The 25,560-nt window shown below is 66.7% G+C and carries 21 protein-coding genes and 1 pseudogene; 15 read left to right on the top strand and 7 right to left on the bottom strand.

The window, feature by feature from the left end:
- Nucleotides 1-303: 303 nt before the first annotated feature.
- Nucleotides 304-1,125 carry a MipA/OmpV family protein gene (locus Sa4125_RS22420; protein ID WP_224001889.1) on the bottom strand — a complete coding sequence of 274 codons (822 nt, stop codon included), beginning with the start codon at nucleotides 1,123-1,125 and terminating at the stop codon, nucleotides 304-306.
- 327 nt (nucleotides 1,126-1,452) lie between these two features.
- Nucleotides 1,453-2,853, bottom strand: a complete 1,401-nt coding sequence (locus Sa4125_RS22415) for a dipeptidase (protein WP_224001887.1) — start codon at nucleotides 2,851-2,853, stop codon at nucleotides 1,453-1,455.
- Between the two features lie 410 nt (nucleotides 2,854-3,263).
- Here Sa4125_RS22415 and Sa4125_RS22410 point away from each other — a divergent pair, with 410 nt between their 5' ends.
- The 15 genes and pseudogenes from Sa4125_RS22410 to rsgA all read left to right on the top strand — a co-directional run bounded on the left by Sa4125_RS22410 (nucleotide 3,264) and on the right by rsgA (nucleotide 19,920).
- A complete protein-coding gene (locus Sa4125_RS22410) occupies nucleotides 3,264-3,665 on the top strand; it encodes a DUF2442 domain-containing protein (RefSeq protein ID WP_224001885.1) in 402 nt (133 codons plus the stop codon).
- Nucleotides 3,666-4,080: 415 nt separating this feature from the next.
- Complete coding sequence (gene polA, locus Sa4125_RS22405) at nucleotides 4,081-7,032, top strand: DNA polymerase I (RefSeq protein ID WP_224001883.1); 2,952 nt, start codon at nucleotides 4,081-4,083, stop codon at nucleotides 7,030-7,032.
- A gap of 177 nt (nucleotides 7,033-7,209) precedes the next feature.
- Complete coding sequence (pyrF, locus tag Sa4125_RS22400) at nucleotides 7,210-7,908, top strand: orotidine-5'-phosphate decarboxylase (RefSeq protein ID WP_224001881.1); 699 nt, start codon at nucleotides 7,210-7,212, stop codon at nucleotides 7,906-7,908.
- Nucleotides 7,909-7,928: 20 nt separating this feature from the next.
- Nucleotides 7,929-8,216, top strand: coding sequence for a DUF1330 domain-containing protein (locus Sa4125_RS22395; RefSeq protein ID WP_224001879.1), 288 nt, complete (start codon nucleotides 7,929-7,931; stop codon nucleotides 8,214-8,216).
- A gap of 341 nt (nucleotides 8,217-8,557) precedes the next feature.
- Nucleotides 8,558-9,760: pseudogene (gene phaZ, locus Sa4125_RS22390) on the top strand (polyhydroxyalkanoate depolymerase); the annotation flags it as partial.
- Between the two features lie 802 nt (nucleotides 9,761-10,562).
- Nucleotides 10,563-10,991, top strand: coding sequence for a DUF2852 domain-containing protein (locus Sa4125_RS22385; RefSeq protein WP_224001876.1), 429 nt, complete (start codon nucleotides 10,563-10,565; stop codon nucleotides 10,989-10,991).
- Between the two features lie 124 nt (nucleotides 10,992-11,115).
- The gene (locus Sa4125_RS22380) at nucleotides 11,116-11,889 is read left to right on the top strand and encodes a SprT family zinc-dependent metalloprotease (RefSeq protein WP_224001874.1); all 774 of its coding nucleotides are present in this window, start codon (nucleotides 11,116-11,118) and stop codon (nucleotides 11,887-11,889) included.
- 95 nt (nucleotides 11,890-11,984) lie between these two features.
- Complete coding sequence (locus Sa4125_RS22375) at nucleotides 11,985-12,536, top strand: hypothetical protein (protein ID WP_224001872.1); 552 nt, start codon at nucleotides 11,985-11,987, stop codon at nucleotides 12,534-12,536.
- Complete coding sequence (locus Sa4125_RS22370; protein WP_224001870.1) at nucleotides 12,533-13,219, top strand: phosphoribosylanthranilate isomerase; 687 nt, start codon at nucleotides 12,533-12,535, stop codon at nucleotides 13,217-13,219. The genes Sa4125_RS22375 and Sa4125_RS22370 overlap by 4 nt, the downstream gene beginning before the upstream one ends.
- Entirely contained in the window at nucleotides 13,216-14,466 is a 1,251-nt protein-coding gene (gene trpB, locus Sa4125_RS22365) for a tryptophan synthase subunit beta (RefSeq protein WP_224001868.1), read from the top strand. The genes Sa4125_RS22370 and trpB overlap by 4 nt, the downstream gene beginning before the upstream one ends.
- Complete coding sequence (locus Sa4125_RS22360) at nucleotides 14,466-15,521, top strand: CBS domain-containing protein (protein ID WP_224001866.1); 1,056 nt, start codon at nucleotides 14,466-14,468, stop codon at nucleotides 15,519-15,521. Before trpB ends, Sa4125_RS22360 begins: the two co-directional genes overlap by 1 nt.
- A 1-nt stretch (nucleotide 15,522) precedes the next feature.
- Nucleotides 15,523-16,356, top strand: coding sequence for a tryptophan synthase subunit alpha (gene trpA / locus Sa4125_RS22355; protein ID WP_224001857.1), 834 nt, complete (start codon nucleotides 15,523-15,525; stop codon nucleotides 16,354-16,356).
- A gap of 74 nt (nucleotides 16,357-16,430) precedes the next feature.
- Nucleotides 16,431-17,345, top strand: a complete 915-nt coding sequence (gene accD / locus Sa4125_RS22350; protein WP_224001855.1) for an acetyl-CoA carboxylase, carboxyltransferase subunit beta — start codon at nucleotides 16,431-16,433, stop codon at nucleotides 17,343-17,345.
- A 64-nt stretch (nucleotides 17,346-17,409) separates the two neighbouring features.
- A complete protein-coding gene (locus Sa4125_RS22345; protein WP_224001852.1) occupies nucleotides 17,410-18,735 on the top strand; it encodes a folylpolyglutamate synthase/dihydrofolate synthase family protein in 1,326 nt (441 codons plus the stop codon).
- Nucleotides 18,736-18,822: 87 nt separating this feature from the next.
- Nucleotides 18,823-19,920 (top strand): ribosome small subunit-dependent GTPase A, encoded by a 1,098-nt coding sequence (gene rsgA, locus Sa4125_RS22340; RefSeq protein ID WP_224001850.1) that lies wholly within the window; start codon nucleotides 18,823-18,825, stop codon nucleotides 19,918-19,920.
- Between the two features lie 61 nt (nucleotides 19,921-19,981).
- Here the strand turns inward: rsgA and Sa4125_RS22335 are convergent, their stop codons facing one another.
- The 5 genes from Sa4125_RS22335 to Sa4125_RS22315 all read right to left on the bottom strand — a co-directional run bounded on the left by Sa4125_RS22335 (nucleotide 19,982) and on the right by Sa4125_RS22315 (nucleotide 25,437).
- Nucleotides 19,982-20,416, bottom strand: a complete 435-nt coding sequence (locus Sa4125_RS22335; RefSeq protein ID WP_224001848.1) for a pyridoxamine 5'-phosphate oxidase family protein — start codon at nucleotides 20,414-20,416, stop codon at nucleotides 19,982-19,984.
- A 121-nt stretch (nucleotides 20,417-20,537) separates the two neighbouring features.
- Nucleotides 20,538-22,052, bottom strand: a complete 1,515-nt coding sequence (locus Sa4125_RS22330) for an altronate dehydratase family protein (protein WP_224001846.1) — start codon at nucleotides 22,050-22,052, stop codon at nucleotides 20,538-20,540.
- 468 nt (nucleotides 22,053-22,520) lie between these two features.
- Complete coding sequence (locus Sa4125_RS22325; RefSeq protein ID WP_224001844.1) at nucleotides 22,521-23,426, bottom strand: SMP-30/gluconolactonase/LRE family protein; 906 nt, start codon at nucleotides 23,424-23,426, stop codon at nucleotides 22,521-22,523.
- A 98-nt stretch (nucleotides 23,427-23,524) separates the two neighbouring features.
- The gene (locus tag Sa4125_RS22320; RefSeq protein ID WP_224001842.1) at nucleotides 23,525-24,502 is read right to left on the bottom strand and encodes an ABC transporter permease; all 978 of its coding nucleotides are present in this window, start codon (nucleotides 24,500-24,502) and stop codon (nucleotides 23,525-23,527) included.
- Complete coding sequence (locus tag Sa4125_RS22315) at nucleotides 24,499-25,437, bottom strand: ABC transporter permease (protein ID WP_224001840.1); 939 nt, start codon at nucleotides 25,435-25,437, stop codon at nucleotides 24,499-24,501. Before Sa4125_RS22315 ends, Sa4125_RS22320 begins: the two co-directional genes overlap by 4 nt.
- Nucleotides 25,438-25,560 lie beyond the last annotated feature (123 nt).

The raw sequence follows: 25,560 nt of genomic DNA, 5'->3' as shown, positions 1-25,560 counted from the left end.
GGGGGCACCGTCAAGCGTTCCGGGAGATCAGCTGGCGGCGAAGGCCGCAAGATCGGCCACCGGCTTCTCCTTGTCGGTGGCCCCAATCCTTGCAGGACAGGTCTGTCTTGTCGGCGGTGGTGACGAACGGCATGGGAACCCCTCGAACGGCCCGCCTGCGAGCCTATGAGGAAGGGCGATGCCAGCGCCATGGCCGTTCCCCGGGTCTCGGCGTCGTGAAAGGACGATGCCACAAAAGCCGAAGGCCGGCTCCCCTTTCGGAGAACCGGCCTTCGAGACGACGCTGCCTGGAGTCGAAGCGACCTAGAACAGGTCCAGCGTGAAGCGCTTGGAGAGGCCGAGGCCGAATGTGTACTGGTTGTCGTCGCCCACGGCGACGATTGGCGAATCCTCGGCATCGCCGACGAAGCGGCTGTACGAGGCGTCGGCGTTCAGGAACCAGTCGGGACGGAATTCGTAGCGCGCCGAGGCAGCGACGCCGACGCTCTTGAAGCCGCCATCCGGATCGTAGGCGGCAAGACCGCTGCTGATGGAATCGGCCGCGCTGACGCCGAAATAGGCCTCGGTGTAGTCTTCCGACGCAAAGCTTGCGAAGGGGCCGGCCTTCAGTTCCAGTTCCTGCATCGGCCGCGCGATCGCATTGGCGCCGACCTCGCCGACAAAGCCCTCGCCGCCGCCGAAGGCGTAGCGCGCGGCGCCGTAGACCTCGGCATACTGCCACTCGTAGCCGACCTTGATGCCGGCCTCGTAGGTCGCGTCGACATCGCTGAGGCCGGTCAGCTCGTCATAGTCGCGCGACTCGCGCTCACCGACATAGCCGAAGGAAGGACCGATCGACAGGCCGCCGCCCTGCGGCGACAGGCTGCCGATTTCCAGAACGCCGGGGATGTTGAGATAGCCGAGGCTGATGATCGGGAAGGGCGAGACCTCGTAGTCCTTCGACCCCTCGTATTCCGGCGAGATCCGGCCGCCGAGGCCGAGCTCGATGACGATGTCGGTGTTGCTGGCAGCAGCGACGACCGGCGCCTCGTCGTAGACCGCGACGTCGGCGGCGCCGGCGGTCGGGGCAGCGGCGGCCACTGCGAGGAGCGAGGCTGCAAGGGTGAGGGCGAACGAACGGGACATGGGGGAACTCCGGATCATGGCGCCCGGCAAGCGGGTCGGCCTTGGGTCCAGTCTCTCCGCCGAAACGGCTAACGGTTCAATAACAAACGCCCCTTGGCGCCGTCCGGGAGACCATCGCGAGGGCTTTGCTGCAGCAGCGTTGCAGGAAGGCCACGATCGGGCGGCGCAGCCAGGGACCCGCGAGCGCGATGGGTCAGATTTCAAGAGACCGCTGGGCAACTCATTGAGTTTGCGAATACTCCCGGCCAGCTGCCGCGGAAACCGAAGGCGGCGAGCCCAAAGCCGCCGCCGTCTCGTCGGCCGGGGAGGCGGCAGGCCTCCCTGGCCTCACCCCTTGGCGCCGTTCTGGCCGAGGGCGGTGAGGACACGGGCCCAGGAACGCTGCCCCTTGTGGAAGGAGGTGAGCTCGTACTTCTCGTTCGGCGAATGGATCTGGTCGTCGCCGAGGCCGAAGCCGATCAGGAGCGAGCCCATGCCGAGCCGCCGCTTGAACTCTCCCACAACCGGGATCGAGCCGCCCATGCCGATCATCACCGCCGGCTTCGGCCATTCGGCCGAGAGCGCGGCGCGCGCCGTCTGCAGGACGGGCGACTCGAAGGGCAGCTGGATCGCCGGCGAGGCGCCATGCTCGTGGAATTCGGCCGTGCAGTCGGCCGGCAGCCGCGCCGTGACGAAGGCGCGAAACGCCTCGCGGATCTTCTGCGGATCCTGGTCGAAGACGAGGCGGAACGAGATTTTTGCCGTCGCCTGCGAGGGGATGACGGTCTTGAAGCCCTTGCCGGTATAGCCGCCGGTGATGCCGTTCACCTCGGCCGTCGGGCGCGACCAGGTCTGCTCGAGGACGCTGCGGCCCGTCTCGCCGGCCGGCACCGAGAGGTTCACCTGGCCGAGGAAGGCGGCCTCGTCGAAGCCGAGGCCGTCCCAGATCGCGCGCTGCTCGGCCGGCAGTTCCGGCACGCCGTCGTAGAAGCCGGGCAGCGTGACGGCGCCGGCCTCGTCGTGGAGGTCGGCGATGATCTCGGCAAGAATCCGGATCGGGTTGGCGGCGGCGCCGCCGAAATAGCCGGAGTGGAGGTCTTTGTCGGCGGCGGAGATCGTCACCTCCTCGCCGACGAGACCGCGCAGGCCCGTCGAGATCGCCGGCGTGTCCTTGTCCCACATGTTGGTGTCGCAGATCAGCGCGACGTCGGCGGAGAGCTCGTCGCGGTGAGCATCGAGAAAGGGCAGGAGCGAGGGCGAACCCGATTCCTCCTCGCCTTCCAGAAAGATCGTCACCCTGCAGGGCAGGCCGCCGGTTTCCGCCTTGTAGGCTCTACAGGCCTCGATGAAGGTCATCAGCTGGCCCTTGTCGTCGGCCGAGCCGCGCCCGACGATGCGCTTCGTCCCGTCCGGCATGGTCTTTACCTGCGGGTCGAAGGGTTCCGTCTCCCACAGGTTCAGGGGATCGACCGGCTGCACGTCGTAATGGCCGTAGAAGAGGACATGCGGTGCGCCCGCGGGGCCGTGGTGATGGGCGACGACCATCGGATGGCCCGTGGTGCCCCGCACCGAGGCCTCGAACCCGATGGCGCCAAGATCCCCCGCCAGCCACTCCGCCGCCCGCCGACAGTCCGCGGCATAGGCCGGATCGGTCGAGATCGAGGGGATCCTCATCAGATCGGAAAGCCGCTCGACCGAACGGTCGATGTTGAGATCGAGGCAGGCGAGCACGCTGTCGAGGTTGGGCATGGGAACTCCGGGGCACGGCTGGAATGGCGGTTCAATAACGAAGCCGTCGCAGGCCTCGCTTGATAGCGGCAGGGAAGTCCTCATTCCAGTCGAAGTTTCGATCCCGTCCGCAGACCGCTATAATCCGCAGCGCCAACGGCCTGCCGTCCCCGGGGCGAATTGAAGAACGCAAGCGCTTGGGTTATTACACCCTTGTGATCACGATCCTGCGCCGGGGTGGTTCTCGTTTCGTCATCTACTCCGACGACCATGAGCCTGCGCATGTCCATGTTTACGCCGATGGAGAAGCGCGGACCTTCTTCGCCTCGAGCCGATCTCGTTTCGTGGCATGCGCCGGCGCGACCTGGAAAAGGCAGTCGCCAACGTCGCCGCCAACCGCGAATTGTTTCTTGAACGATGGGAGGAAATCCATGGGTGAATTCGTCCTGACGGATGAGATGGTCGAGGCGGCCAGGGCCGCGGGGGCCGCCTCGCGAGAGCCCGTCCCGACCGCGGTCCGGTACGATCGCAGCAATGGGCGGATCGTTGTCGAATTCGCCAATGGCAGCGGTTTCATGGTGCCGGCACGATCGCTCCAAGGGCTCCAGGACGCGACCGATGAAGAACTCGCCGAGGTCGAACTGCTCGGGCAGACCGGCCTTCACTGGGAGAGCCGGGACGTCGACTTCCGGATCGCCGGGCTGATGGCGGGCATCTTCGGGACCGCCCGTTTCATGGGCCGCAAGGGTGGAGAGGCGACATCGGAGGCCAAGGTCGCCGCAGCGAGACGAAATGGCATGAAGGGCGGCCGACCGAAGAAGACGCTGCCCTGACACGGCCGTCCGACGGCCGACAAAGCAAAGCCGCCGTGGCGCGAGGGGGATGCCACGACGGCTCTGTCTTCTCCATGCCGCCGGTCCCGAGGGGGGAGGGACCGGACAGGCTTCGACCGAGAAGGCGGGGGACTCCCCGGCCGAAGACGGCATACTGTCGCCGTCCAAGATGATGTGAGCTTTGGACGGGCGCGATTCAAGCAGACGCCAGGCTCCTCGGGTGCTTTTACCATCACGTTCAGGTTAAATCTTCGACAGGTGACGGCGTGCTCATCAGGCTTGGCCGAGCAGGCTGGAAGAGCCCCCGCCTGACAGGCGGACGCTGGTGTCCCCATCCGCTTTTCGGCCGGAGTCGGCCGGGTACGGGGCGGGCTGATCGATGGACTCTTTTCACGTGCCGCGATAGTCAACGGCCATGAAAAAAGGCGATCATCTCTTCCTGGTCGACGGCTCGGCCTACATCTTCCGCGCCTACCACGCGCTGCCGCCTTTGACGCGCAAGTCCGACGGCGTGCCGGTCGGCGCGGTCGCCGGTTTCTGCAACATGCTGTGGAAGCTCGTCGAGGAATCGCGCGATACGTCGGTCGGGGTCGTGCCGACGCATTTCGCGGTCATCTTCGACCACTCCTCCACCACCTTCCGCAACGAGCTCTACGACCAGTACAAGGCGAACCGGACCGCGCCGCCGGAAGACCTCGTGCCGCAGTTCGCGCTGATCCGCGAGGCGGTGCGCGCCTTCGACCTGCCCTGCATCGAGAAGAAGGGGTTCGAGGCCGACGACCTGATCGCCACCTATACCAGGCTCGCCGTCGAGGCCGGCGGCGACGTCACCATCGTCTCCTCCGACAAGGACCTGATGCAGCTCGTCGGTCCCTCGGTCATCCTCTACGACCAGATGAAGGACAAGCGCCTCGGACCGGAGGAGGTGAAGGAGAAGTTCGGCGTCTATCCCGACAAGATGATCGACCTGCAGGCGCTGGTCGGCGACAGTTCCGACAACGTGCCGGGCGTTCCCGGCATCGGCCCGAAGACCGCGGCCGAGCTGCTCGAGACCTATGGCGATCTGGAAACGCTGCTCGCGCGTGCCGGCGAGATCAAGCAGGCCAAGCGCCGCGAGAACATCATCGCCTTCGCCGACCAGGCGCGGCTGTCGAAGAAGCTCGTGACGCTCGAGCAGAACATGCCGCTCGACGTGCCGCTGGAGGACCTCTTCATCCACGAGCCGGACGGCGACCGGCTGATCGGCTTCCTGAAGGCGATGGAGTTCGCGACCCTCACCCGCCGCGTCGCGGCCCGGCTCGGCGAGGACGCCGGTGCCATCGCCGCGGCCGAGATCACCGTCGACGGCGTCGCCCGCGGACCCGACCTCGATCCGGCCACCGGCGGCGCCCGCAGGCTGGCACCAAGCGTGTCGGCCCAGCCGCTCGACGGCGACGCGGTGCTGCCGATGACGCCCGCCATTCTGGTCGCGGCCCGCCGCGAGGCCGCCGCGGCCGAAACCTTCGACCATGCCGCCTATGTCACCATCCGCGACCTGCCGACGCTGTCGGCCTGGATGGACCGGGCGGCCGAGACCGGCATCCTCGCCTTCGACACCGAGACCAATTCGCTGAATGCCAATACCGCCGATCTCGTCGGCGTCTCCTTCGCCGTCGCCCCCGGCGAAGCCGCCTATCTGCCGCTCGCCCATGTCGCCGACGGCGCCGGCGATCTCCTGGCCAGCGACGAGACGAAGGCCGGCGTCGGCCCGCAGGTGCCGCTCGGCGACGCCCTGGCGATGCTGAAGCCGGTGCTGGAGCATGCCGGCATCCTGAAGATCGGCCAGAACTTCAAGTACGACTACCTCGTGATGCTGCGCCACGGCATCGCCATCGCCCCGTTCGACGACACCATGCTGCTCTCCTATGCGCTCGACGCCTCGTCCTCGCTCGAAGGGCACGGCATGGACGAGTTGTCGGAGCGGCTCCTCGGCCACAAGCCGATCAGCTACAAGGCGCTCTGCGGCTCCGGCAGGTCGCTGAAGGCCCTCGCCGCCTGCCCGATTGACAAGGTGACCGAATACGCCGCCGAGGATGCCGACGTGACGCTGCGGCTCTGGCGCGTCCTGAAGCCGCGGCTCGCCGCCGAGGGCATGACCTCGGTCTACGAGCGGCTCGAACGTCCCTTGGTGCCGGTGCTCGCCCGCATGGAGCAGCGCGGCATCCGCACCGACCGGCAGATCCTGTCGCGCCTGTCCGGCCGCTTCGCGCAGCGTGCCGCGGCGCTGGAATCGGAGATCGCCGAAATGGCCGGCGAAGCCTTCAATCCCGGCTCGCCGAAGCAGCTCGGCGACATCCTGTTCGGCAAGCTCGGTCTTCCCGGCGGCAAGAAGACCAAGACCGGACAGTGGTCGACCGACGTCAAGGTGCTGGAGGACCTCGCCGCCGAGGGGCATCTCCTGCCGCGTCACATCGTCGACTGGCGCCAGCTGACGAAGCTGAAAGGCACCTATACCGACGCCCTGCCCGCCTACATGGACCGCGAGGACCGCATCCACACCTCGTTCTCGATGGCCTCGACGACGACGGGACGGCTGTCCTCGTCCGAGCCCAACATCCAGAACATCCCGGTGCGCACCGAGGAGGGCCGCGCCATCCGCACCGCCTTCGTCGCGCCCGAAGGCTACAAGCTGCTATCGGCCGACTACAGCCAGATCGAGCTGCGGATTCTCGCCCACATGGCCGAGATCCCGCAGCTGACGAAGGCCTTCACCGACGGCATCGACATCCATGCCATGACCGCGTCGGAAATGTTCGGCGTGCCGGTCGAGGGCATGCCCTCGGACGTCAGGCGCCGGGCCAAGGCGATCAACTTCGGCATCATCTACGGCATTTCTGCCTTCGGCCTCGCCAACCAGCTGGCGATCGGGCGCGAGGAGGCAGGCCTCTACATCCGCAAATACTTCGAGCGCTTTCCCGGCATCCGCGACTACATGGACGAGACGAAGGAATTCGCCCGCCGCCGCGGCTATGTCGAGACGCTGTTCGGCCGCCGCGCTCACTATCCCGACATCAAGCATGCGAACGCCTCGGTGCGCGCGGCGGTCGAGCGGGCCTCGATCAACGCGCCGATCCAGGGAACCGCCGCCGACATCATCCGCCGCGCGATGATTCGCATGGAGGACGCGCTCGCCGCCGAGCGGCTGTCGGCCCGGATGCTCCTGCAGGTGCATGACGAGCTCGTGTTCGAGGTGCCCGACGACGAGATCGAGGCGACCATCCCGGTCGTGAAGGCCGTCATGGAGGGGGCGGCGCTGCCGCGCGTCGCGCTCTCCGTGCCGCTCGTCGTCGACGCCCGTGCCGCCGGCAACTGGGACGAAGCGCACTAGCCGCGCCGACCGGACGAGAGTGTCGAACCGGCCGACGATCACGCCTCTTTGCGACCCCGCCGACATTTGATCGCCTTCGGCGCCTCCAGCGCCACATTGATCGCGGCCTGAAGCTGCGTTAGCTCCAGCCAGAGCGCGGCCAGGCAGCGGCCGCGGCGGCGACGAGGGGAAACGGACATGACTACAACCGCATTGCGCGACAGGCTGATCGTCGGCCTTGACGTCTCCTCGCGGGCCGAGGCCGAGGCGATCGTCGCCGAGCTTGGCGACGCCGTCTCGACATACAAGATCGGCTACCAGCTGGTCTTCGCCGGCGGCCTGCCGCTGGTCGAGGAATTGGCGCGCGCGGGCAAGCACGTGTTTCTCGACATGAAGCTCCTCGACATCGCCAATACCGTCGAAAAGGGCATCGAGAGCATTACCCGGCTCGGCGCCGCGATGACGACGATCCACGCCTATCCCCATGCCATGGCGGCCGCGGCCAAGGCGGCGGAGGGTTCGAACCTTCTCATTCTCGCCGTCACCGTCCTCACCTCGCTCGACGAGGCCGATCTCGCCGCCTCGGGCTATGCCGGAGGCATCGCCGATCTCGTGGCGGCGCGCGCGGTCCAGGCGCGCGACGCGGGCATTGGCGGGCTCGTCGCCTCGGCGGCGGAGGCGGCGGCGCTGCGCCGCCTGATCGGTCCGGGCATGGCGCTCGTCACCCCCGGCATCCGCCCCGCCGGCAGCGCCGCCGGCGATCAGAAGCGCATCGCCACCCCGGCCGAGGCGCTGCGCGACGGTGCCTCGCACCTCGTCGTCGCCCGCCCGATCATCGCCGCGCCCGACCGGCGCCAAGCCGCGCTCGCCATCCTCGCCGAGATGGCGGCTGCCTGACCCCTGAAAAGGACACGTCCATGCCGAAGGCCTACTGGATCGCCCGCGTCGACGTTCGCGACCCCGAGCGCTACAAGGACTACGTCTCGACGGCAGCGCCCGCCTTTGCCGAATTCGGTGCAAAGTTCCTTGCCCGTGGTGGGCCGGTCACGCATCTCGAAGGGCCGGCGCGCGGCCGCAACGTCGTCATCGAGTTCGAAAGCGTCGAGGCGGCCAAGGCCTGCTACGACAGCCCGGCCTACCAGGCGGCCGCCAGGATCCGGCAGGAGTGCGCCGAGGCGGAAATGCTGATCGTTGAGGGCGCCTGACGGCGGTGCGAAGGCTTCTCGGCGGTCAGTGACGGACGTGACGCCATTCCTCGCCCGGACGGGGTCCGAAGGACGGGTCGAGAAAAGCGGCTCGACCCCGGGTGCCTTGTGCAGCGAGGCGGGAGAGGGGCCGCGGCAAAAGCCGCGGTGCACCGTCTCGAACCCCTGCGCGCCCCTCTTCGCCCTGCCGGCACTTCTTCCCAGAGGGGCGAAGACGCAGCCTCGGCGCAGCGACCTTCCGCTCACCGCGAGAAAAGCTTTCCCGACGGGAAAGCAAACGCTGCTTTGTGCATTGCGGCAAAGATGATAGGTTTTCCAAAAGACGGAAAGAGCGGGAGCAAATGTTGTATCATTTCTACGAATGGAACCATGCGGCGATCGCCCCGCTCCGGGCCTTCGCCGATGCCGCCCGGATGTTCTACCAGCATCCGCTGAACCCGATCTCGCATACCGAGGCCGGGCGAACCTTCGCGGCGATGGCCGAGGTCTTCGAGCGCTCGACGCGCGTCTACGGCAAGCCGCAATTCGGCATCACCGAGACCGTGGTGAACGGGTTGCGCGTTCCCGTCATCGACAAGCCCGTCTGGCAGAAGCCGTTCGCCCGGCTCCTGCATTTCGAACGCCAGCTGCCACGGACGCACAAGGCCGATCCGCGCTTCCTCATCGTCGCGCCGATGTCCGGCCACTACGCAACGCTGCTGCGCGGCACGGTCGAGGCGCTGCTTCCCTATGCCGACGTCTACATCGCCGACTGGGAGGACGCCCGCACGGTGCCGCTGGCGCTGGGCTCCTTCGATCTCGACGATTATGTCGACTACGTCGTCGAGATGCTGCATTTCCTCGGGCCGGACACGCATGTCATGGCCGTCTGCCAGCCGGCCGTGCCGGTGCTGATGGCGGTGGCGCACATGGAGGCCGAGAACGACCCCTGTTATCCCGCGACGATGACGTTGATGGGCGGGCCGATCGACACCCGCATCAACCCGACCGTCGTCAACAAGCTCGCGATGGACAAGGGCATCGGCTGGTTCCGCGACAATGTGATCATGAAGGTGCCGTTCCCGCATGCCGGCTTCCTGCGCGACGTCTATCCCGGCTTCCTGCAGCTCTCCGGCTTCATGTCGATGAATCTCGACCGGCATGTCGACGCGCACAAGGAATTCTTCGGCCACCTCGTGAAGGACGACGGCGATTCGGCGGAAAAGCACCGCGAGTTCTACGACGAGTACATGGCCGTCATGGACCTCACCGCCGAGTTCTACCTGCAGACGGTCGAGACCGTGTTCATCACCCATGCCCTGCCGAAGGGCGAGATGATGCACCGGGGCAAGCGCATCGACCTTACCGCGATCGAGCGGACCGCGCTCCTGACGGTCGAGGGCGAGAACGACGACATTTCCGGCGTCGGCCAGACGCAGGCGGCGCAGACCCTGTGCACCGGAATCCCCGAGGACATGCGGGTGCATTACCTCCAGCCGAAGGTCGGCCATTACGGCGTGTTCAACGGCTCGCGCTACCGCGCCGAGATCGCCCCGCGCATCATCGACTTCGCGTTGACGCACGGCACCACCCATGCCGCCGCGGCGCTCCCTCGCAAGCGCCCGGCGCCGGCAGCGCCAGCCGAACCGGCAAAGCCCGTTGCCATGGACGCAGACCTTGCCGCGGCCGCGCCAGCTGGCAAGGAGCCCGCGGCGGCGGCGCCGAAGAGGGTCGCCCCGGCCCCCTCCGCAGAGGCGGCGAAAAAGCCTGCCGCTGCCACTGTTGCGCCGCGGACGGACAAGCCGGCGGACCGGCCGGCCGGCCGCAAGGGCAAGTCGCCGGCGACTGCCGCCGCCAAGCCGCCCGCCGCCGCCGCTCTGCGCGCGGCACGATCCGCGGCGCCGAAGGTCGCCCGCGCGAAGCCCGCAACGGCGGCCGTGACCGTTTCCGCGCCGCCAGCCGCGACGCCCACGACACCCACGACACCTGCGCTGTTGGCATCCGTCGCGCCGGCGTCGGTCACCCCCGCGGACGTTCTGCCGGGGAAGGTCGCCGACACGCCTGTCGCGCCCCTCTCGACTGCAGCCCTCGATGAGGCGCTTCAGCCCCCTCTCGCGCCAGTGACGCCGTCCGCCACGGCGCCGCGTGGCGCGGGGTTCAAGGGGCGGCCCCCCGCACGGCGTGGCCAGCGCAGGCCCTGACGTCCAGGCACGGCAGCCTATCTCCTTGCGGAGACTGTAGAGACCCAACCGGCGCAAGACCTGCCGAAAAATATTTCGATGTTCTTGCGCCGGGATTTCATCCTTCCCATCTCAAAGTCACGCGATGCTTGGTGCATCGCAGTCTCCTTGAAAGGGAAGCGCACTGATGTCTTCGCACGCCTTGATTCGTCCAGCCTGGACACCGGCGACCATTGGTCTGATGGTGGTCGGCTTCATGATCTACTGGCCGCTTGGACTGGCCATGATCGCCTATATCCTCTGGGGTGAGCGCCTCGAGAGCTTCCGGACGGACGTCAATCGTTCGACCGACCGGTTCTTCGGCGGGCTGAAGCGCTCGGGCGCTTCCATGCCGTTTGCCACGCCCCGCACCGGAAACGTCGCTTTCGACGACTGGCGCGAGACGGAGCTTGCCCGGCTCGACGCCGAGCGGCGCCGGCTGATGGAGGCGAGCGCCGAGTTCGAGGCCTATGCGCGGGAACTGCGCCGGGCCAAGGACCAGGAGGAGTTCGACCGCTTCATGTCGGCCCGCCGCAACACTGCGGCTGGCCCGACCGGGACGACCATCGACGGTTGATCGGCACTGCCCGCCTCCGGCGGAACGGCAGACTGACGCTTGTGACGGCGGCCCTCCGGGTCGCCGTCGCTTTTTTGTGGTGGGCATGGTTGAATCGGGTGTCCTGCCGAATCGAACGGGTCTCATGCCGCTGCGCCTACCGTCCTTCCTGACCCGTCCGCCGGCTCCAGCAAAGCCTGGCAAGCCCGAGACGCTGCCGGCGATGGTCGAGTTCGCGTCGCAGAGCCTGCCGCTCGTCGTCCGGCGCAATCCGCGCGCCAAGCGGCTGATCATGCGGCTCTCGCCAGGCGCGACGACGCTTTCCGTCACGGCTCCACCCAGAATGTCGGCAAAGGTCATTCTGGACTTCATCGAGCGTCACAAGGGCTGGGCCGAAAGCCGCCTCGGCGCCGCACCGGCGCCGGTGCGCATCGCCGAAGGCGCGCTGCTGCCGTTTCGCGGCGGAAGCTTGCGGATTGCCCATGCGCCCGGCCACCGCGTCTCGCGTTTCGAAACGGGCCCGGGCGAAACGGTTCTGCATGTCGGCGGCGATCCCCAGCATCTCGCCCGGCGGGTCGTCGACGCGCTGAAGCGCGAGGCCCGGCGCGACCTGCAGGGGGCCGTCGATCGCCACGCCGCCGCCGTCGGGCTGAAGCCGGCGGCGCTGACGCTGAAGGACACGACCAGCCGCTGGGGCTCGTGCACGGCCGACCGGCGGCTCGCCTTCTCCTGGCGCATCGTCATGGCGCCGCCTGCCGTGCTCGATTACCTGGCCGCGCACGAAGTGGCGCATTTTCGCCAGATGAACCACGGCCCGAAGTTCTGGGCGCTGTGCCGGGATCTCTGTCCCGACATGGATCATGGGCGCGCCTGGCTGAAGCGCGAGGGCGCGGGCTTGCACGCCATCGTCTTTGACTGACGCAGCGTCAGGTCTATAGTCGTGGCTCGACCGGGACCGGGAGGCCGACCGTGTGGCAAGCTCTCATCGCTGGGCTGGCGATCTACGCTGCCGGGATGACCGCCCTGGCCTATGGCCGCGCGGGCGGCAGGCTGCGGCTGTCAAAGGTCACCACGCCCTTCGCCGAATTTGACGCGCGGCGCTTTCGCGACCTGACCCGCGTCAGGATGTTCGAGGCCGTGACGAAGGTGCTCAACCGACGCGACGTCGAGACGGTCGCCGGTGCGAAGCTGGCGGGCCATGCGCAGCCGGACATTGACCCGCGCGTGCTCGTCTATGCCGGCTGGAACATGGTGGCTGACGCCTTCATGGGGCGGTTCAAGGTGCCGCCCTCGCCGGAGAGCTTCGCCACGGCGGCGCTGACGCTCGGCAGCCAGAATGCCGAACTCGTCAAGCTGTACTTCGATATCTACGCCGCTATCTTCCGCTATGACAAGGAAGTGACCCGGGCGCTGGCGCTGGACTATGTTGCGCGCGCTCCGTCGCTCTGCGACAGGATAGACCCCGCCCGCCACCACGACTGGCACCGCCGTTTCGACACTTTGGACGGCATTCTCGATATATCGGGCCTGACGCAGGCCGAAGAACAGACCAGTGGCTCGCCATGACCCCTCTCGACATCAAGATCTGCGGGCTGAGGACGCCGGAGACCATTGCAGCGGCGCTCGAACGGGGTGCGAGCCATGTCGGCTTCATCCATTTCGAGAAGAGCCCGCGCCATCTTTCGGTCGCGCAGATGGCCGCGCTGCGGCCTCGCGTCGCGGCGCCTGCAAGGCTGGTGGTGGTCACCGTCGATCCCGACGATGCCACGATCGAGGCGATCGCCGACTGGGTGCGGCCCGACATGATCCAGCTGCACGGCCACGAGACGCCCGAACGGGTCGCCGAGATCCGCCAGCGCACCGGCATTCCCGTGATGAAGGCGCTGTCCATCGGCACTGCCGGCGATCTCCAGACGATCGACCGTTATCGCGGCATCGCCGACCGGATTCTCCTCGACGCCAAGCGACCGAAAGGCTCGGTCCTGCCCGGCGGCAACGGCGTTTCCTTCGACTGGGCGCTTCTCGCCGCGCTTGACGCTGGCGCCGAATACATGCTCTCCGGAGGGCTCGATGCCGGCAACATCGCCGAGGCGCTGAGCCGGACGCAGCCTTCCGGACTCGACGTGTCGTCGGGCGTCGAAAGCGCCCCCGGCATCAAGGACACCGGCCTCATCCACGGCTTCTTCGACGCCCTGGATCAGGCCCGAATGAACGGGGCAGGCCTGCACCCGGAACGGAGCGCCTCGTGAACCAGACCCCAGCCCCGAATTCCTTCCGCGCCGGACCCGACGAAGAGGGCCGCTTCGGCATCTATGGCGGACGTTTCGTCGCCGAGACGCTGATGCCGCTGATCCTCGAACTCGAAGAGGCCTGGAACGAGGCGCGCGTCGACCCGGAATTCCTGGCCGAGGTCGCCCATCTCAACAAGCACTACACCGGCCGCCCGTCGCCGCTCTACTACGCCGAGCGACTGACGGAGGAACTGCGCGGCGTCGCGGCGGCGCAGGGACTCGACGGCGGCGCAAAGATCTACTTCAAGCGCGACGAGCTGAACCACACCGGCAGCCACAAGATCAACAACTGCCTCGGCCAGATCCTGCTCGCCCGCAAGATGGGCAAGACGCGGATCATCGCCGAGACGGGCGCCGGCCAGCACGGCGTTGCCGCCGCCACGGTCGCGGCGCGCTTCGGCTTTCCCTGCGTCGTCTACATGGGCGCGACCGATGTCGAGCGGCAGTCGCCGAACGTGTTTCGCATGAAGCTGCTCGGCGCCGAGGTGGTGCCGGTGACGTCGGGCCACGGCACGCTGAAGGACGCGATGAACGAGGCGCTGCGCGACTGGGTGACCAATGTCGACTCGACCTACTATCTGATCGGCACCGCCGCCGGCCCGCATCCGTACCCTGAGCTCGTGCGCGAGTTCCAGTCGGTGATCGGCCGCGAGGCGCGCGAGCAGATGCTGGAGATGGAAGGCAGGCTGCCGGATCTCCTCGTCGCCGCCGTCGGCGGCGGCTCGAACGCCATCGGCCTCTTCCACCCCTTCCTCGACGACAAGGACGTCGCGATCGTCGGTGTCGAGGCGGGCGGCAAGGGGCTCGACGGCGAGGAGCACTGCGCCTCTTTGACCGCCGGCTCACCGGGCGTCCTGCACGGCAACCGCACCTATCTGCTGCAGGACGGCGACGGCCAGATCAAGGAGGGCCATTCGATCTCGGCCGGCCTCGACTATCCCGGCATCGGGCCCGAGCATTCCTGGCTGAAGGATACCGGCCGCGTCGAATACGTGCCGATCATGGACACGGAAGCGCTCGAAGCCTTCAAGATGCTGACCCGCACCGAGGGCATCATCCCGGCGCTGGAGCCGGCGCACGCGCTCGCCGAAGTGATCAAGCGCGCGCCGAAGATGGGGCGCGACCAGATCATCGTGATGAACCTCTGCGGCCGCGGAGACAAGGACGTGCACACGGTGGCGAAGCATCTCGGGATGGCGATCTGATGTCGTACAGTCTATCGAAACCGTATGATCATTTTGAAACTTCGGAGGAGATCCTTGAAGAGGTCCAATTAGCTTTGGAAGGCGGTGCGGAGCCTGTAGATATTACGGTCAGAGAATTTTTGTGGTGGTTTGATGCGCAGCGCAGAGGGCCTAGCAAAGTCGCTTGGATCAATAGCCTTTTAAATACATACAATTTAGTTACTGTTCCTGACTATACGGAAACGTATATAGACGATGTAATTCAAATTTGCTTATTTAAACCAGATAAATCTGAAGAATCAGTCGCAGTAGAGGCGGTTTTTGAGCAAGCTTCAATTAACTTTACTGACCCATTGCTACGTGTTGGGTCGCTTCCATCAGCGTCAACTAGAATGATAGTGGTTGCACCTGACGACTCTATAGGTCGAGCAGTAACATTAATGATGACTCACGACTTTTCCCAGCTTCCAGTGCTCACAACACCCCGTGAAATTAAGGGCATCATTTCGTGGAGATCCATAGGAGAGCGCCTTGCGTCAGGCGTGGGCGGGAAGACGGTGAAGGACTTTATGGATTCGGCAGTTATCATCAATAAAAATAGCTATTTGTTCTCCACAATCCGACAAGTAATCGATAATGAATACGTTCTCGTTAGAGATACTGATCAGACATTGTCTGGTATTGTAACAACTACTGATCTTAGCTTACAGTTTCAACAGATTACTGAGCCATTTTTGCTTCTTAATGAGATTGAAAGCCAAATAAGAATTATTTTACAAAAATGGATAAAATGCGATAATTTTACACTAATCAAAATTTTGAATCTAACTGACAAATATAATAGTGTATATGATTTAACATTTGGCCAGTATCTTAGGATCTTCCAAAATGTCGATATAATCCCAAATCCGTTTCCTCTTAATATTGATAGAACTCAGTTCTGCTCAACCCTTGATGCAGTAAGAGTTGTACGAAACGAAGTGATGCATTTTAGTCCAGATCCGATGCCGGACTCTACCCTGCCTATGCTTCGCAAGACATCCCGTTATCTCCAAGTTTTACAGACAATGGCTTAAAATGACCACACGCATCGAAGACCGTTTCGCCAGCCTCAAGGCCGAGGGGCGCCCGGCGCTGGTGACCTTCCTGATGGCGGGCGATCCCGATGGCGAGACCGCGTTTGACATCATGGCCGCCCTGCCGGCCGCGGGGTCGGACCTGATCGAGCTCGGCATGCCCTTCTCCGATCCCATGGCCGACGGGCCGGCGATCCAGAAGGCGGGGCTTCGGGCGTTGAACGGCGGCGAGACGCTGCGCAAGACGCTCGCCACCGTCGCGCGCTTCCGCCAGGGCGACCAGGCGACGCCGATCATCCTGATGGGCTATTTCAACCCGATCTACGTCTACGGCGTCGACGCCTTCGTCGCGGCGGCACTGGCGGCCGGCGTCGACGGCCTCATCGTCGTCGACCTGCCGCCGGAGATGGACGACGAGCTCTGCCTGCCGGCGCTCGCCCAGGGCCTCAACTTCATCCGCCTGGCGACGCCGACGACCGACGACAAGCGGCTGCCGGCCGTCCTCGCCAACACCTCGGGCTTTGTCTACTACGTCTCGATCACCGGCATCACCGGGGCGGCCGCGCCCGATGCCGGCAAGGTCGGCGCGGCGGTGGCGCGGATCAAGCGCCACACGGACCTTCCGGTCTGCGTCGGCTTCGGCGTGCGCACGCCCGAGCAGGCGAACGCCATCGGCCACGCTGCCGACGGCGTCGTCGTCGGCTCGGCGCTGATCGGGGCGATCGAGGCGACGCTGGAGGAGGGTCGCGCGACGCCGGGGACGAAGGAGGCCGTGCTGGATCTCGTCCGGGCGCTTGCCAGCGGCGTGCGCGCGCCGAGCCTTGCAGAGGCCTGAATTAAAGGCCATGTGACGGCGATGAACGCTCCGGCTTGCCGCCGCCGCTCGCTCCGCCAAACGGGAAGAACCGCTTGAACTGGATCACCAACTACGTCCGCCCGAAGATCACCAGCCTCCTGACGCGCTCGGAAGTGCCGGAGAATCTCTGGATCAAGTGTCCCGAGACCGGCGAGATGGTCTTTCACAAGGACCTCGAGGCCAATCAGTGGGTGATCCCGACTTCGGGCCATCACATGCGCATCTCCGCCCGCGAGCGGCTGAAGCATTTTCTCGACGACGGTGCGGTCCACGCGATCGAGCTGAAGAAGGTCGCGGTCGACCCGCTGAAATTTCGCGACGAGCGTCGCTATACCGACCGCCTGAAGGACAGCCGGGCGAAGACCGGCATGGAGGATTCCATCCTCGTCGGCACCGGCACGATCGAGGGCCTGCCGATCGTCGCGGCGGTGCAGGATTTCTCCTTCATGGGCGGCTCGCTCGGCCTTGCCGCCGGCGAGGCCATCGTCACGGCGGCCGAGACGGCGGTCGCCGAGCACCGGCCGCTGGTGCTGTTCGCCGGCTCCGGCGGCGCGCGCATGCAGGAGGGCATCCTGTCGCTGATGCAGCTGCCGCGCACCACGGTCGCGGTCGAGATGGTGAAGGAGGCAAAGCTTCCCTACATCGTCGTCCTCACCAACCCGACCACCGGCGGCGTCACCGCCTCCTACGCCATGCTGGGCGACGTCCATATCGCCGAGCCGGGCGCCCTCATCGGCTTTGCCGGGCAGCGCGTCATCGAGCAGACGATTCGCGAAAAGCTCCCCGAGGGGTTCCAGCGGGCGGAATATCTGATGGAGCACGGCATGGTCGACATGGTCGTCCATCGCCACCAGATGAAATCCACCATTGCGAGGCTCCTGAAGCTGCTGACCAAGACCGCGGCGCCCCTGGCCGACGTCGACACTGCGCCGAGCGAGATGCCCGTCGAGGCGATCGAGGCGGCATGAGGTCGGCCTTGCCGGGGCGCCTGCGCCCGATCACGCTCAGGGTGGACCAGACGAGGACATGACCATGACGGGGCTCGCCGCTGCCGAGATCGACCGGCTGCTGCTGAAGCATCCCAAGGGTTTCGATCTCGCCCTCGACCGGATCCGCCGGCTGCTGACGCGCCTTGGCGATCCGCAGCGCCAGCTTCCGCCGGTGCTGCACGTCGCCGGCACCAACGGCAAGGGATCGGTCGTCGCCTTCTCGCGCGCCATCCTCGAGGCCGACGGCAAGTCGGTGCACACCCACACCTCGCCGCATCTCGTCAACTGGCACGAACGCTACCGTCTCGGCCAGGTCGGCGGCGGGCGGCTCGTGGAGGACGCGGTGCTGGCCGAAGCGATCGCGCGAGTCGCCAGGGCCAATGCGGACGAGCCGATCACCGTCTTCGAAATCCTGACGGCCGTGACATTCCTGTTGTTTTCCGAGCATCCCGCCGACGCGGCGCTGGTCGAGGTCGGCCTCGGCGGCCGCTTCGACGCGACAAACGTCATCGAGGCGCCCGCCGCCTGCGTCATCAGCACCATCTCGCTCGATCACCAGTCCTTTCTCGGCGACCGCGTCGAGCTCATCGCGGCGGAGAAGGCGGGGATCATCAAGCGCGGCGTGCCGGTCGTCGTCGGCCATCAGAGCGAGGCGGTGGCCGCCGAGGTCATTCGTGCCGCCGCCGTCCGGGCCAAAGCGCCGCTCCTCCTCTATGGCGAGGATTTCTTTGCGTTCGCCGAGAACGGTCGTCTGGTCTACCAGGACGACCACGGTCTCCTCGACCTGCCGATGCCGCGCCTGCCCGGCCGCCACCAGATGACGAATGCCGCCGTGGCCATCGCCGGACTCCGGGCGGCCGGCTTCGACCCGAGCGACGCCGCCATCGCCACCGGCATCCTCGCGGCGGAATGGCCAGGACGGCTGCAGCGCCTGACGGCCGGGCCGCTTGCGCGGGCGGCCGTGCCGGGCACCGAGATCTGGCTCGACGGCGGCCACAATCCCGGCGCCGGCCTCGTCATCGCCGAGGCCGTGGCCGAGATGGAGGACAGGGTGCAGCGGCCGCTGTTCCTGATCGTCGGCATGATCAACACGAAGGATCCGCTCGGCTTCTTCGCCGCCTTCAAGGGCATGGTGCGCCACGTCTTCACGGTGCCGGTGTCGACGTCCGACGCCGGGATCGATCCCGACATCCTCGCCGACGCGGCGATCGAGGCCGGCCTCGATGCCGAGCCCTGCGACAGCGTCGAGGAGGCCATCCGCCTCGTCTGCACGAACTGGCAGAGCGAACCCGCGCCGCGTTTCCTGATCTGCGGCTCGCTCTATCTCGTCGGCGAGGTACTGGCCCTCAGCGGGCTCGCACCGAAATAGCCAGAGATCGCCGGCGGAACCCCGCCGACGAACGACCGACGATGGCGGGGCGTTCTTTCTGCTCCTTGCCTCAGACATGGACGTGCCGTGACAGATCCTGCCGACCCCCCCGTTTCGCCCGACGGTGTTCCGCTCTCGCCCGCCATCCTCGGCTGGTCCGAATTCTTCGAGGCGCAGCTCGGGCCGGAGGATGCCGATCTCGTCCCGCGCCGGATCGCCAATGTCCACCGCGCCCGGCTGACCGCGCTGAGCCCCGGCGGGACGGTGCGCCTCGTGCTGCCGCCGCATGCCAATACCGGCGACTACGCCGTCGGCGACTGGGTGCTCGTCGATCCCGGAACGCAGATGCTGCGCCGCCGGCTCGATCGGCGCACCGTCCTCGAGCGGCGCATCGGGGGCGCCGGCGAGCCGCAGCTGGCGGCCGCCAATGTCGACACGCTGTTCATCGTCACCTCCTGCAATGCCGACTTCAACCCGGCGCGCCTGGAGCGCTATCTGGCGCTCGCCAACCAGGCCGGCACGGAACCGGTGATCCTGCTGACCAAGGCCGACATGATCGGCCAGGCGGGACCCGAAGCAGGGCATGACGCCGGCGAAGCCGGCATGACGGCGGAAGACTATCGGACGAAGGCGGGGGCGCTGCAACGCGGGCTGCCGGTCATCTTCATCAATCCGCGGGCCGACGACGCGCCGGCGGTGCTGGCGCCCTGGTGCGGCGAAGGCCGAACGGTCGCCCTCGTCGGCTCGTCCGGCGTCGGCAAGTCGACGCTCGTCAACACGCTCGCCGGTCCCGGCATGGCGGCGCCGCAGGTCACGGGTGGCATCCGCGAGCAGGACGCCAAGGGCCGGCACACCACCACGGCGCGCTCGCTTCACGCCATCGCCGGCGGCGGCTGGGTCATCGACACGCCGGGCATGCGCACGCTGCACGTCTCCGACTCGGGCTACGGACTGGATACACTGTTTGCCGAGATCACCGAGCTCGCGCCGCGGTGCAAGTTTCGCGACTGCACGCATGCGCACGAGCCCGGCTGCGCCGTGCAGGCGGCGATCCGGGAAGGAGTGCTCGATCCCGACCGGTTGACGCGCTGGCGCAAGCTGCAGGGCGAGAACACCGCCAACACACCGGTGCAGACGGGACCGCGCGGCAACCGGGTCACGGCGCCGCGCGGCAGGAAGCGCTAACCCGAACCTTCAGGCCCGGGAACGGTGTTCGGCGCAGCATCGCCGCGACGGGACGAGGCCGTCAGAGGCGGATCTCGCCCTCGTCCTTGCCGTTCCAATAGTGGATGCGCCTGGCATTCACCTTGATCAGCACGATGTTGGGCGTGTCGATGCCCTGCTCGAACCAGTAGTCGAGGTCCTTCGTCCAATGCGCGGCGAAGGCCACCTTGTCGCGAATGAGCTCGGCCGTGCCCTCGACGGCGATGAACAGCGGCGGCTTGCCGAGGAGGCTCTTGGCACCCTGGAAGGACAGGCCGACCTTCGCATCGCGCTCGATGTCGGCGACGGTATGGGCCTCCTCGTAGGTGAAGAACCAGGAATCGCCGTCATACTCGACGTCGCCATTATTGCTCATCGGGCGGGCGGCGATGGCGCCGTTCTCGGCGCGGGTGGACAGCATGGCAAAATCGATGTCGGCCATCTTCTTGGACAGGTCGGCAAGAGTCATGTCGGTCACGGGGCATCTCCATTTGGATGAATGCCTATCAATGCCTCGGACCCCGCATCGATCCATCGGCACCCTGACGATGCGGCAGACGGCACGGCGGCAAGGCGCTCCGAGCCGTCCGCCGGCACCGCTACATGGTCGCGCCGATCTGCCAGGGCACGAACTCGAAGTCGCCGAGCCCCTGCGCTTCCGACTTCGACTGCTCGCCGGAGGCGACGCGGACGATCAGGTCGTAGATCTCGCGGCCGGACTCCTCGATGGAGAGCCCTTCCGAGACGATGCGGCCGCAATCGACGTCCATGTCCTCGGTCATCCGCCGGTACATTTCCGAATTGGTGGCGATCTTGATCGAGGGTGCCGGCTTGTAGCCCGCGGCCGAGCCTCTGCCGGTGGTGAAGGCGATCATGTTGCAGCCCGACGCGATCTGGCCGGTGACCGAGGCCGGGTCGTAGCCCGGCGAATCCATGAAGACGAAGCCCTTGGTGCGGATCGGCTCGCCATATTTGAAGACGCCGGTCAGCGGCGACGTGCCGCCCTTGGCGGCGGCGCCGAGCGACTTTTCGAGGATGGTGGTGAGACCGCCCTTCTTGTTGCCGGGGCTCGGATTGTTGTCCATCGAGCCCTTGTTGCGGGCGGTGTAGTCCTCCCACCAGTCGATCAGCTTGACGAGCTTGGTGCCGACCTTTGCGTCGACCGCACGGCGCGTCAGGAGATGCTCGGCGCCGTAGATCTCCGGCGTCTCGGAGAGAACGCCGGTCCCGCCCTGCGCGACGAGGAGGTCGCAGGCATAGCCGAGCGCCGGGTTGGCGGTGATGCCCGACCAGGCATCCGATCCGCCGCACTGCAGGCCGACCATGATCTCCGACACCGGGCACGGCGTGCGCCTGGCCTCGTTGACGAGCGGCAGCATCGCCTTGACCCGCTCGACGCCGACCTCGATCGTGCGCCGGAGACCCGCGACGTCCTGGATGTTCATGGCATGGAACAGCGGTCCCTTCTCGATGCCGTTCGCCTCGAGCAGCCAGTCGATCTGGTTGACCTCGCATCCCAGGCCGACCATCAGCACGCCGCCGACATTGGGATGCCGGGCATAGCCCCACATCACCCGCTGCAGCGCGTCGAACCCCTCGCCGTCGCCGGCCATGCCGCAGCCGGTGCCGTGGACATAGGCGACGACGCCGTCGACGTTCGGATAGGCCGCCAGTTCCGCCGGGCCGAAGGCGGCGGCGATCTGGCGGGCGGCGGTGGCCGAGCAGTTCACCGAGGTGAGGATGGCGATGGTGTTGCGCGTGCCGACCGTGCCGTTGGCGCGGGCATAGCCCATGAAGGTGTCGCGCTCGGCCTCCGGCACCATGGCGACGGGCCTGAGATCGGTCGAGAACTGGTAGTCGTGCACCGTGTTGCGGAACTCGACGTTCTGCACGTGGACATGGTCGCCGGCCGGAATGTCGACGGCGGCATAGCCGATCACCTGCGCATACTTCACCACCGCCTCGCCCCGCGCGATCGGCCGCGTCGCCACCTTGTGGCCGCGCGGGATCATCGCGAGCGTCTGGACGGTCTCGACGAAGATCCCGGCCTCCAGCGGGCGCAGGGCGGTGACGACGTTGTCGGCAGTGTCGAGGCGGACGGTGGGAGTGGCCATGGCGGGCTCGTTTCGGTTGGAGGATCGAGGGTCTGGCGTCTCAATGCGATGTCGGGTTGGCGGTGGTGTGGCGTGGGCGGACATGGCGTGCTGTTTGGCATTGGTGCGGAGAGAGGGAGGCAGCAAGAGAGCGAGACGCGCGGGCCTCTCAGAATTCGTCATCCCGGACTTGATTCGGGACCCATGCCGTCACGCTGAACGAGATGAGTGGGTACGGCTGACGCCCTGCGCCTTCGTTTCAGATGGTTTGGAATGGATCCCGGCCTTGAGTCGGGATCCATGCCAAGACGCCGCATGTTCGAGAACGGTGGACCTTCCTCCTGAAACGATTTGGCAGTGAGAGCGCTCCGGCATGGATCCCGGCTCAAGGCCGGGATGACGAGTTCTTAAGCCTGAGCGCCCTTCACTTCGCGCCTTGCTCCTCTCCCTTGCCCTTGTCTTGCCCCGGAGCGACGGACTTTTCTCCCCTCACGCTCCTTCGGCGTTGACGAAGATCGAATAGATCGAGCGCGTCGCGGCGATGAAGAGCTGGTTCTTCTTGGGCCCGCCGAAGGTGAGGTTGGCGACGGTCTCCGGCACCAGGATCTTGCCGAGCAGCGTTCCCTCCGGCGAGAAGCAGTGGACGCCGTCCCTGGCGCTCGACCAGACGCGGCCCGCCGTGTCGACGCGGATGCCGTCGGGAATGCCGGCGTCGACGATCTCCGAGAACACCCTGCCATTGGAGAGCCTGCCGTCTTCCGAGACGTCGAAGGCGCGGATGTGGCGCGGCAGGCTGCCGTCGTGGCTGGCGCCGGAATCGGCGATGTAGAGGATCCGCTCGTCCGGCGAGAAGGCGAGGCCGTTCGGCTGGTTGAAGTCGTCGACGACGCGGTCGACGCGGCCCGCGGGATCGATGCGGTAGACGCCGCGGCAGGGCTGCTCGGGCTCGGCCTGGTCGCCTTCGTACTGCGACAGGATGCCGTAGGACGGATCGGTGAACCAGACCGAGCCGTCACGGCGCACGACGACGTCGTTCGGCGAGTTCAGGCGCTTGCCGTCGAAACGGTCGGCGAGAACGGTCACCGCGCCGGAATATTCCGTGCGGCTGACGCGGCGGTTGCGGTGCTCGCAGGAGACGAGGCGGCCCTGACGATCGCGCGTGTGGCCGTTGGAATTGCCGGAATCGGCTCGGAACACCGAGGTGCCGACGCCGGGAATCCAGCGCAGGATGCGGTTGGTCGGGATGTCGCTCCAGAGCAGAAAGTTGCCGTCGCCGAAGAAGACCGGGCCTTCCGCCCAGGCGCACTCGTCCGTCAGCTGGTGCAGGTCGACATTGTTCATGACGATGGCGCCAAAACGCTCGTCACGAATGTCGTAGGGTTCCTTGATGCGCATTGTTTCCTCCACCTGTCTCACGTGAAACACCGGCCTTGTTTCCCGGCCGCTCTCATTGGTCGCCGATCGGCGCAGGCCTTAAGCCCTTGCCGCAGTGTCTAGTGTCGCCTGCCCTTCCCCCCGCCGGCAAGGGTGATGACGGCGATGATGATCAGCCCCGTGAGGAGCTGGCGCACACCCGCGCCGACGCCAAAAGTGTTCAGCATGGTCACGAGCAGCGTCAGGAACAGCGCGGCGCCCCAGATGCCCGAGACGTTCGACGCGCCGCCCGCGACGGCCGAGCCGCCGACGACCACGACGGCGATCGAGGCGAGCAGATATTCCTCGCCCATGTTCAGCGACGCGCCGCCGGAGAAGCCGGCGAGAAGCGTGCCGCAGAGCGCCGCCAGCATGGCCGAAAGGACGTAGGTGGCAAGCCTGACGCGGTCGACCCGAACGCCCGCAAGACCCGCGGCGCGGATGTTCTGGCCGATGGCGGCGACCGAGCGGCCGTAGATCGTGCGATGCAGGACGACGGCCATCACGATGCTGAGCACCAGCGCCACGAGGGCGACGATCGGCAGCCCGGCGACGCGGCCGGTGGCGATCTCGGCCAACAGCGGCGGCGGCTTCACCATCAGGCCGCGGCCATAGGCGATGGCGAGCGACTGGATGATGAAGCTCGACGAGAGCGTCGCGATGATCGGCGGGATCTTCAGCGCCCGGATCAGCAGGTAGTTGAAGGCGCCGACGCCGAGGCCGACGCCGAGGGCGGCGGCAAGGCCGAGCAGGATCAGCCCGTCCTGCCCTTCCATCAACTTCATCGCCACGGCGCCGGCAAAGGCGATGGTCGAGGGCACGGACAGGTCGATATTGCCGGGGCCGGTGGTGATGACGAACATCTGGCCGAGGCCGACGACCACGGTGAAGGCGCCAAATGTCAGCGCCGCCGTCAGGATCGGCCCGGCACCGTTGAAGCTGTTGACGACGAGCGTCACGGCGAAGATCACGGCGGCGCCGACGAAGGAGAAGAGGAAGGGATAGCTGCGGCCGAGGCGCTTTACGCCAAGGCTTTTGGTGAGAGTTGCCTCGCTCATGCTTCTCTCGCCTCCAGCCGGTTGACGAGGGTTCTGAGCGCCAGCACCGCGATCAGCATGATCCCCTGCGCGCCGATCTGCCAGTCCGGGGAGATCCGCATGAAGGAGAGGAGCGAGCCGACGAGGGCGAGCGTCAGGGCGCCGAGAACCGCGCCGATCGGCGAGACCCGGCCGCCGGTGAACTCCGCGCCGCCGAGGATCGCCCCGGCGATCGAGAACAGGGTGTAGCGCAGCGCGATGTTGGCGTCGGCGGACGTGGTGGTGCCGACGAGAACGAGGCCCGACAGGACGCCGAACACGCCGGCCAGCGCATACATCGTCACCTTCACCTTGAGGAGCGACCAGCCGGCGCGCGCGACGGCCTGGGCATTGCCGCCGGCCCCGCGCAGGACGACACCGGCGGCCGAGCGCATCAGGGCGATATGGACGACGACGGCCAGCACCGCCGCGCCGAGGATCGACAGCGGCACATAGGGCGTCTTGAACTTGACGATCGCCGTCAGCCAGGCCGGGGCGCTGCCGCCCGGGCTCGGCAGGATCAGGACGGCGCAGCCCAGCCAGACGAAGGACATGCCGAGCGTGACGACGATCGAGGGCAGGTTGCGCCAGTGGATCAGCGCGCCGAGCAGGGCATAGACGCCGACGCAGGCGAGGAGCGCGGCGATACCCAGAAGCGGCGTGTCGTTCAGCCAGGTCGCGGCGATGCAGGCGACGAGCGACACGAAGCCGCCGATCGACAGATCGAGATCACCGACGGTGAGGACGAACAGCTGGGCGATGGTGGCAAAGGCGATCGGCAGCGCGAGGTTCAGCATCAGGTTCATGCCGACATAGCTCATCGCCCGGGGCTGGATGACGAAGATCGCCGCGAGGATGACCACGAAGGACAGCGCCGGCACGGCCGAGCGCAGCATGCGGGAGGAGGCGCGGGTCATGCGGGGATTCCGAGCGTTTCGGCTGTCGGGAGCAAGCACGCCGGCGGAAGTGCTGCACACCCCCCTCTGCCTGCCGGCATCTCCCCCTCAAGGGGGGAGATCAGGCGCGTCGATGGCGATACC

Origin of the sequence: Aureimonas sp. SA4125 (assembly GCF_019973775.1) — a bacterium.
Classification (GTDB): domain Bacteria; phylum Pseudomonadota; class Alphaproteobacteria; order Rhizobiales; family Rhizobiaceae; genus Plantimonas.
The sequence above is the reverse complement of the archived record's forward strand: the minus strand, read 5'-3'. Positions and strand labels throughout refer to the sequence as shown.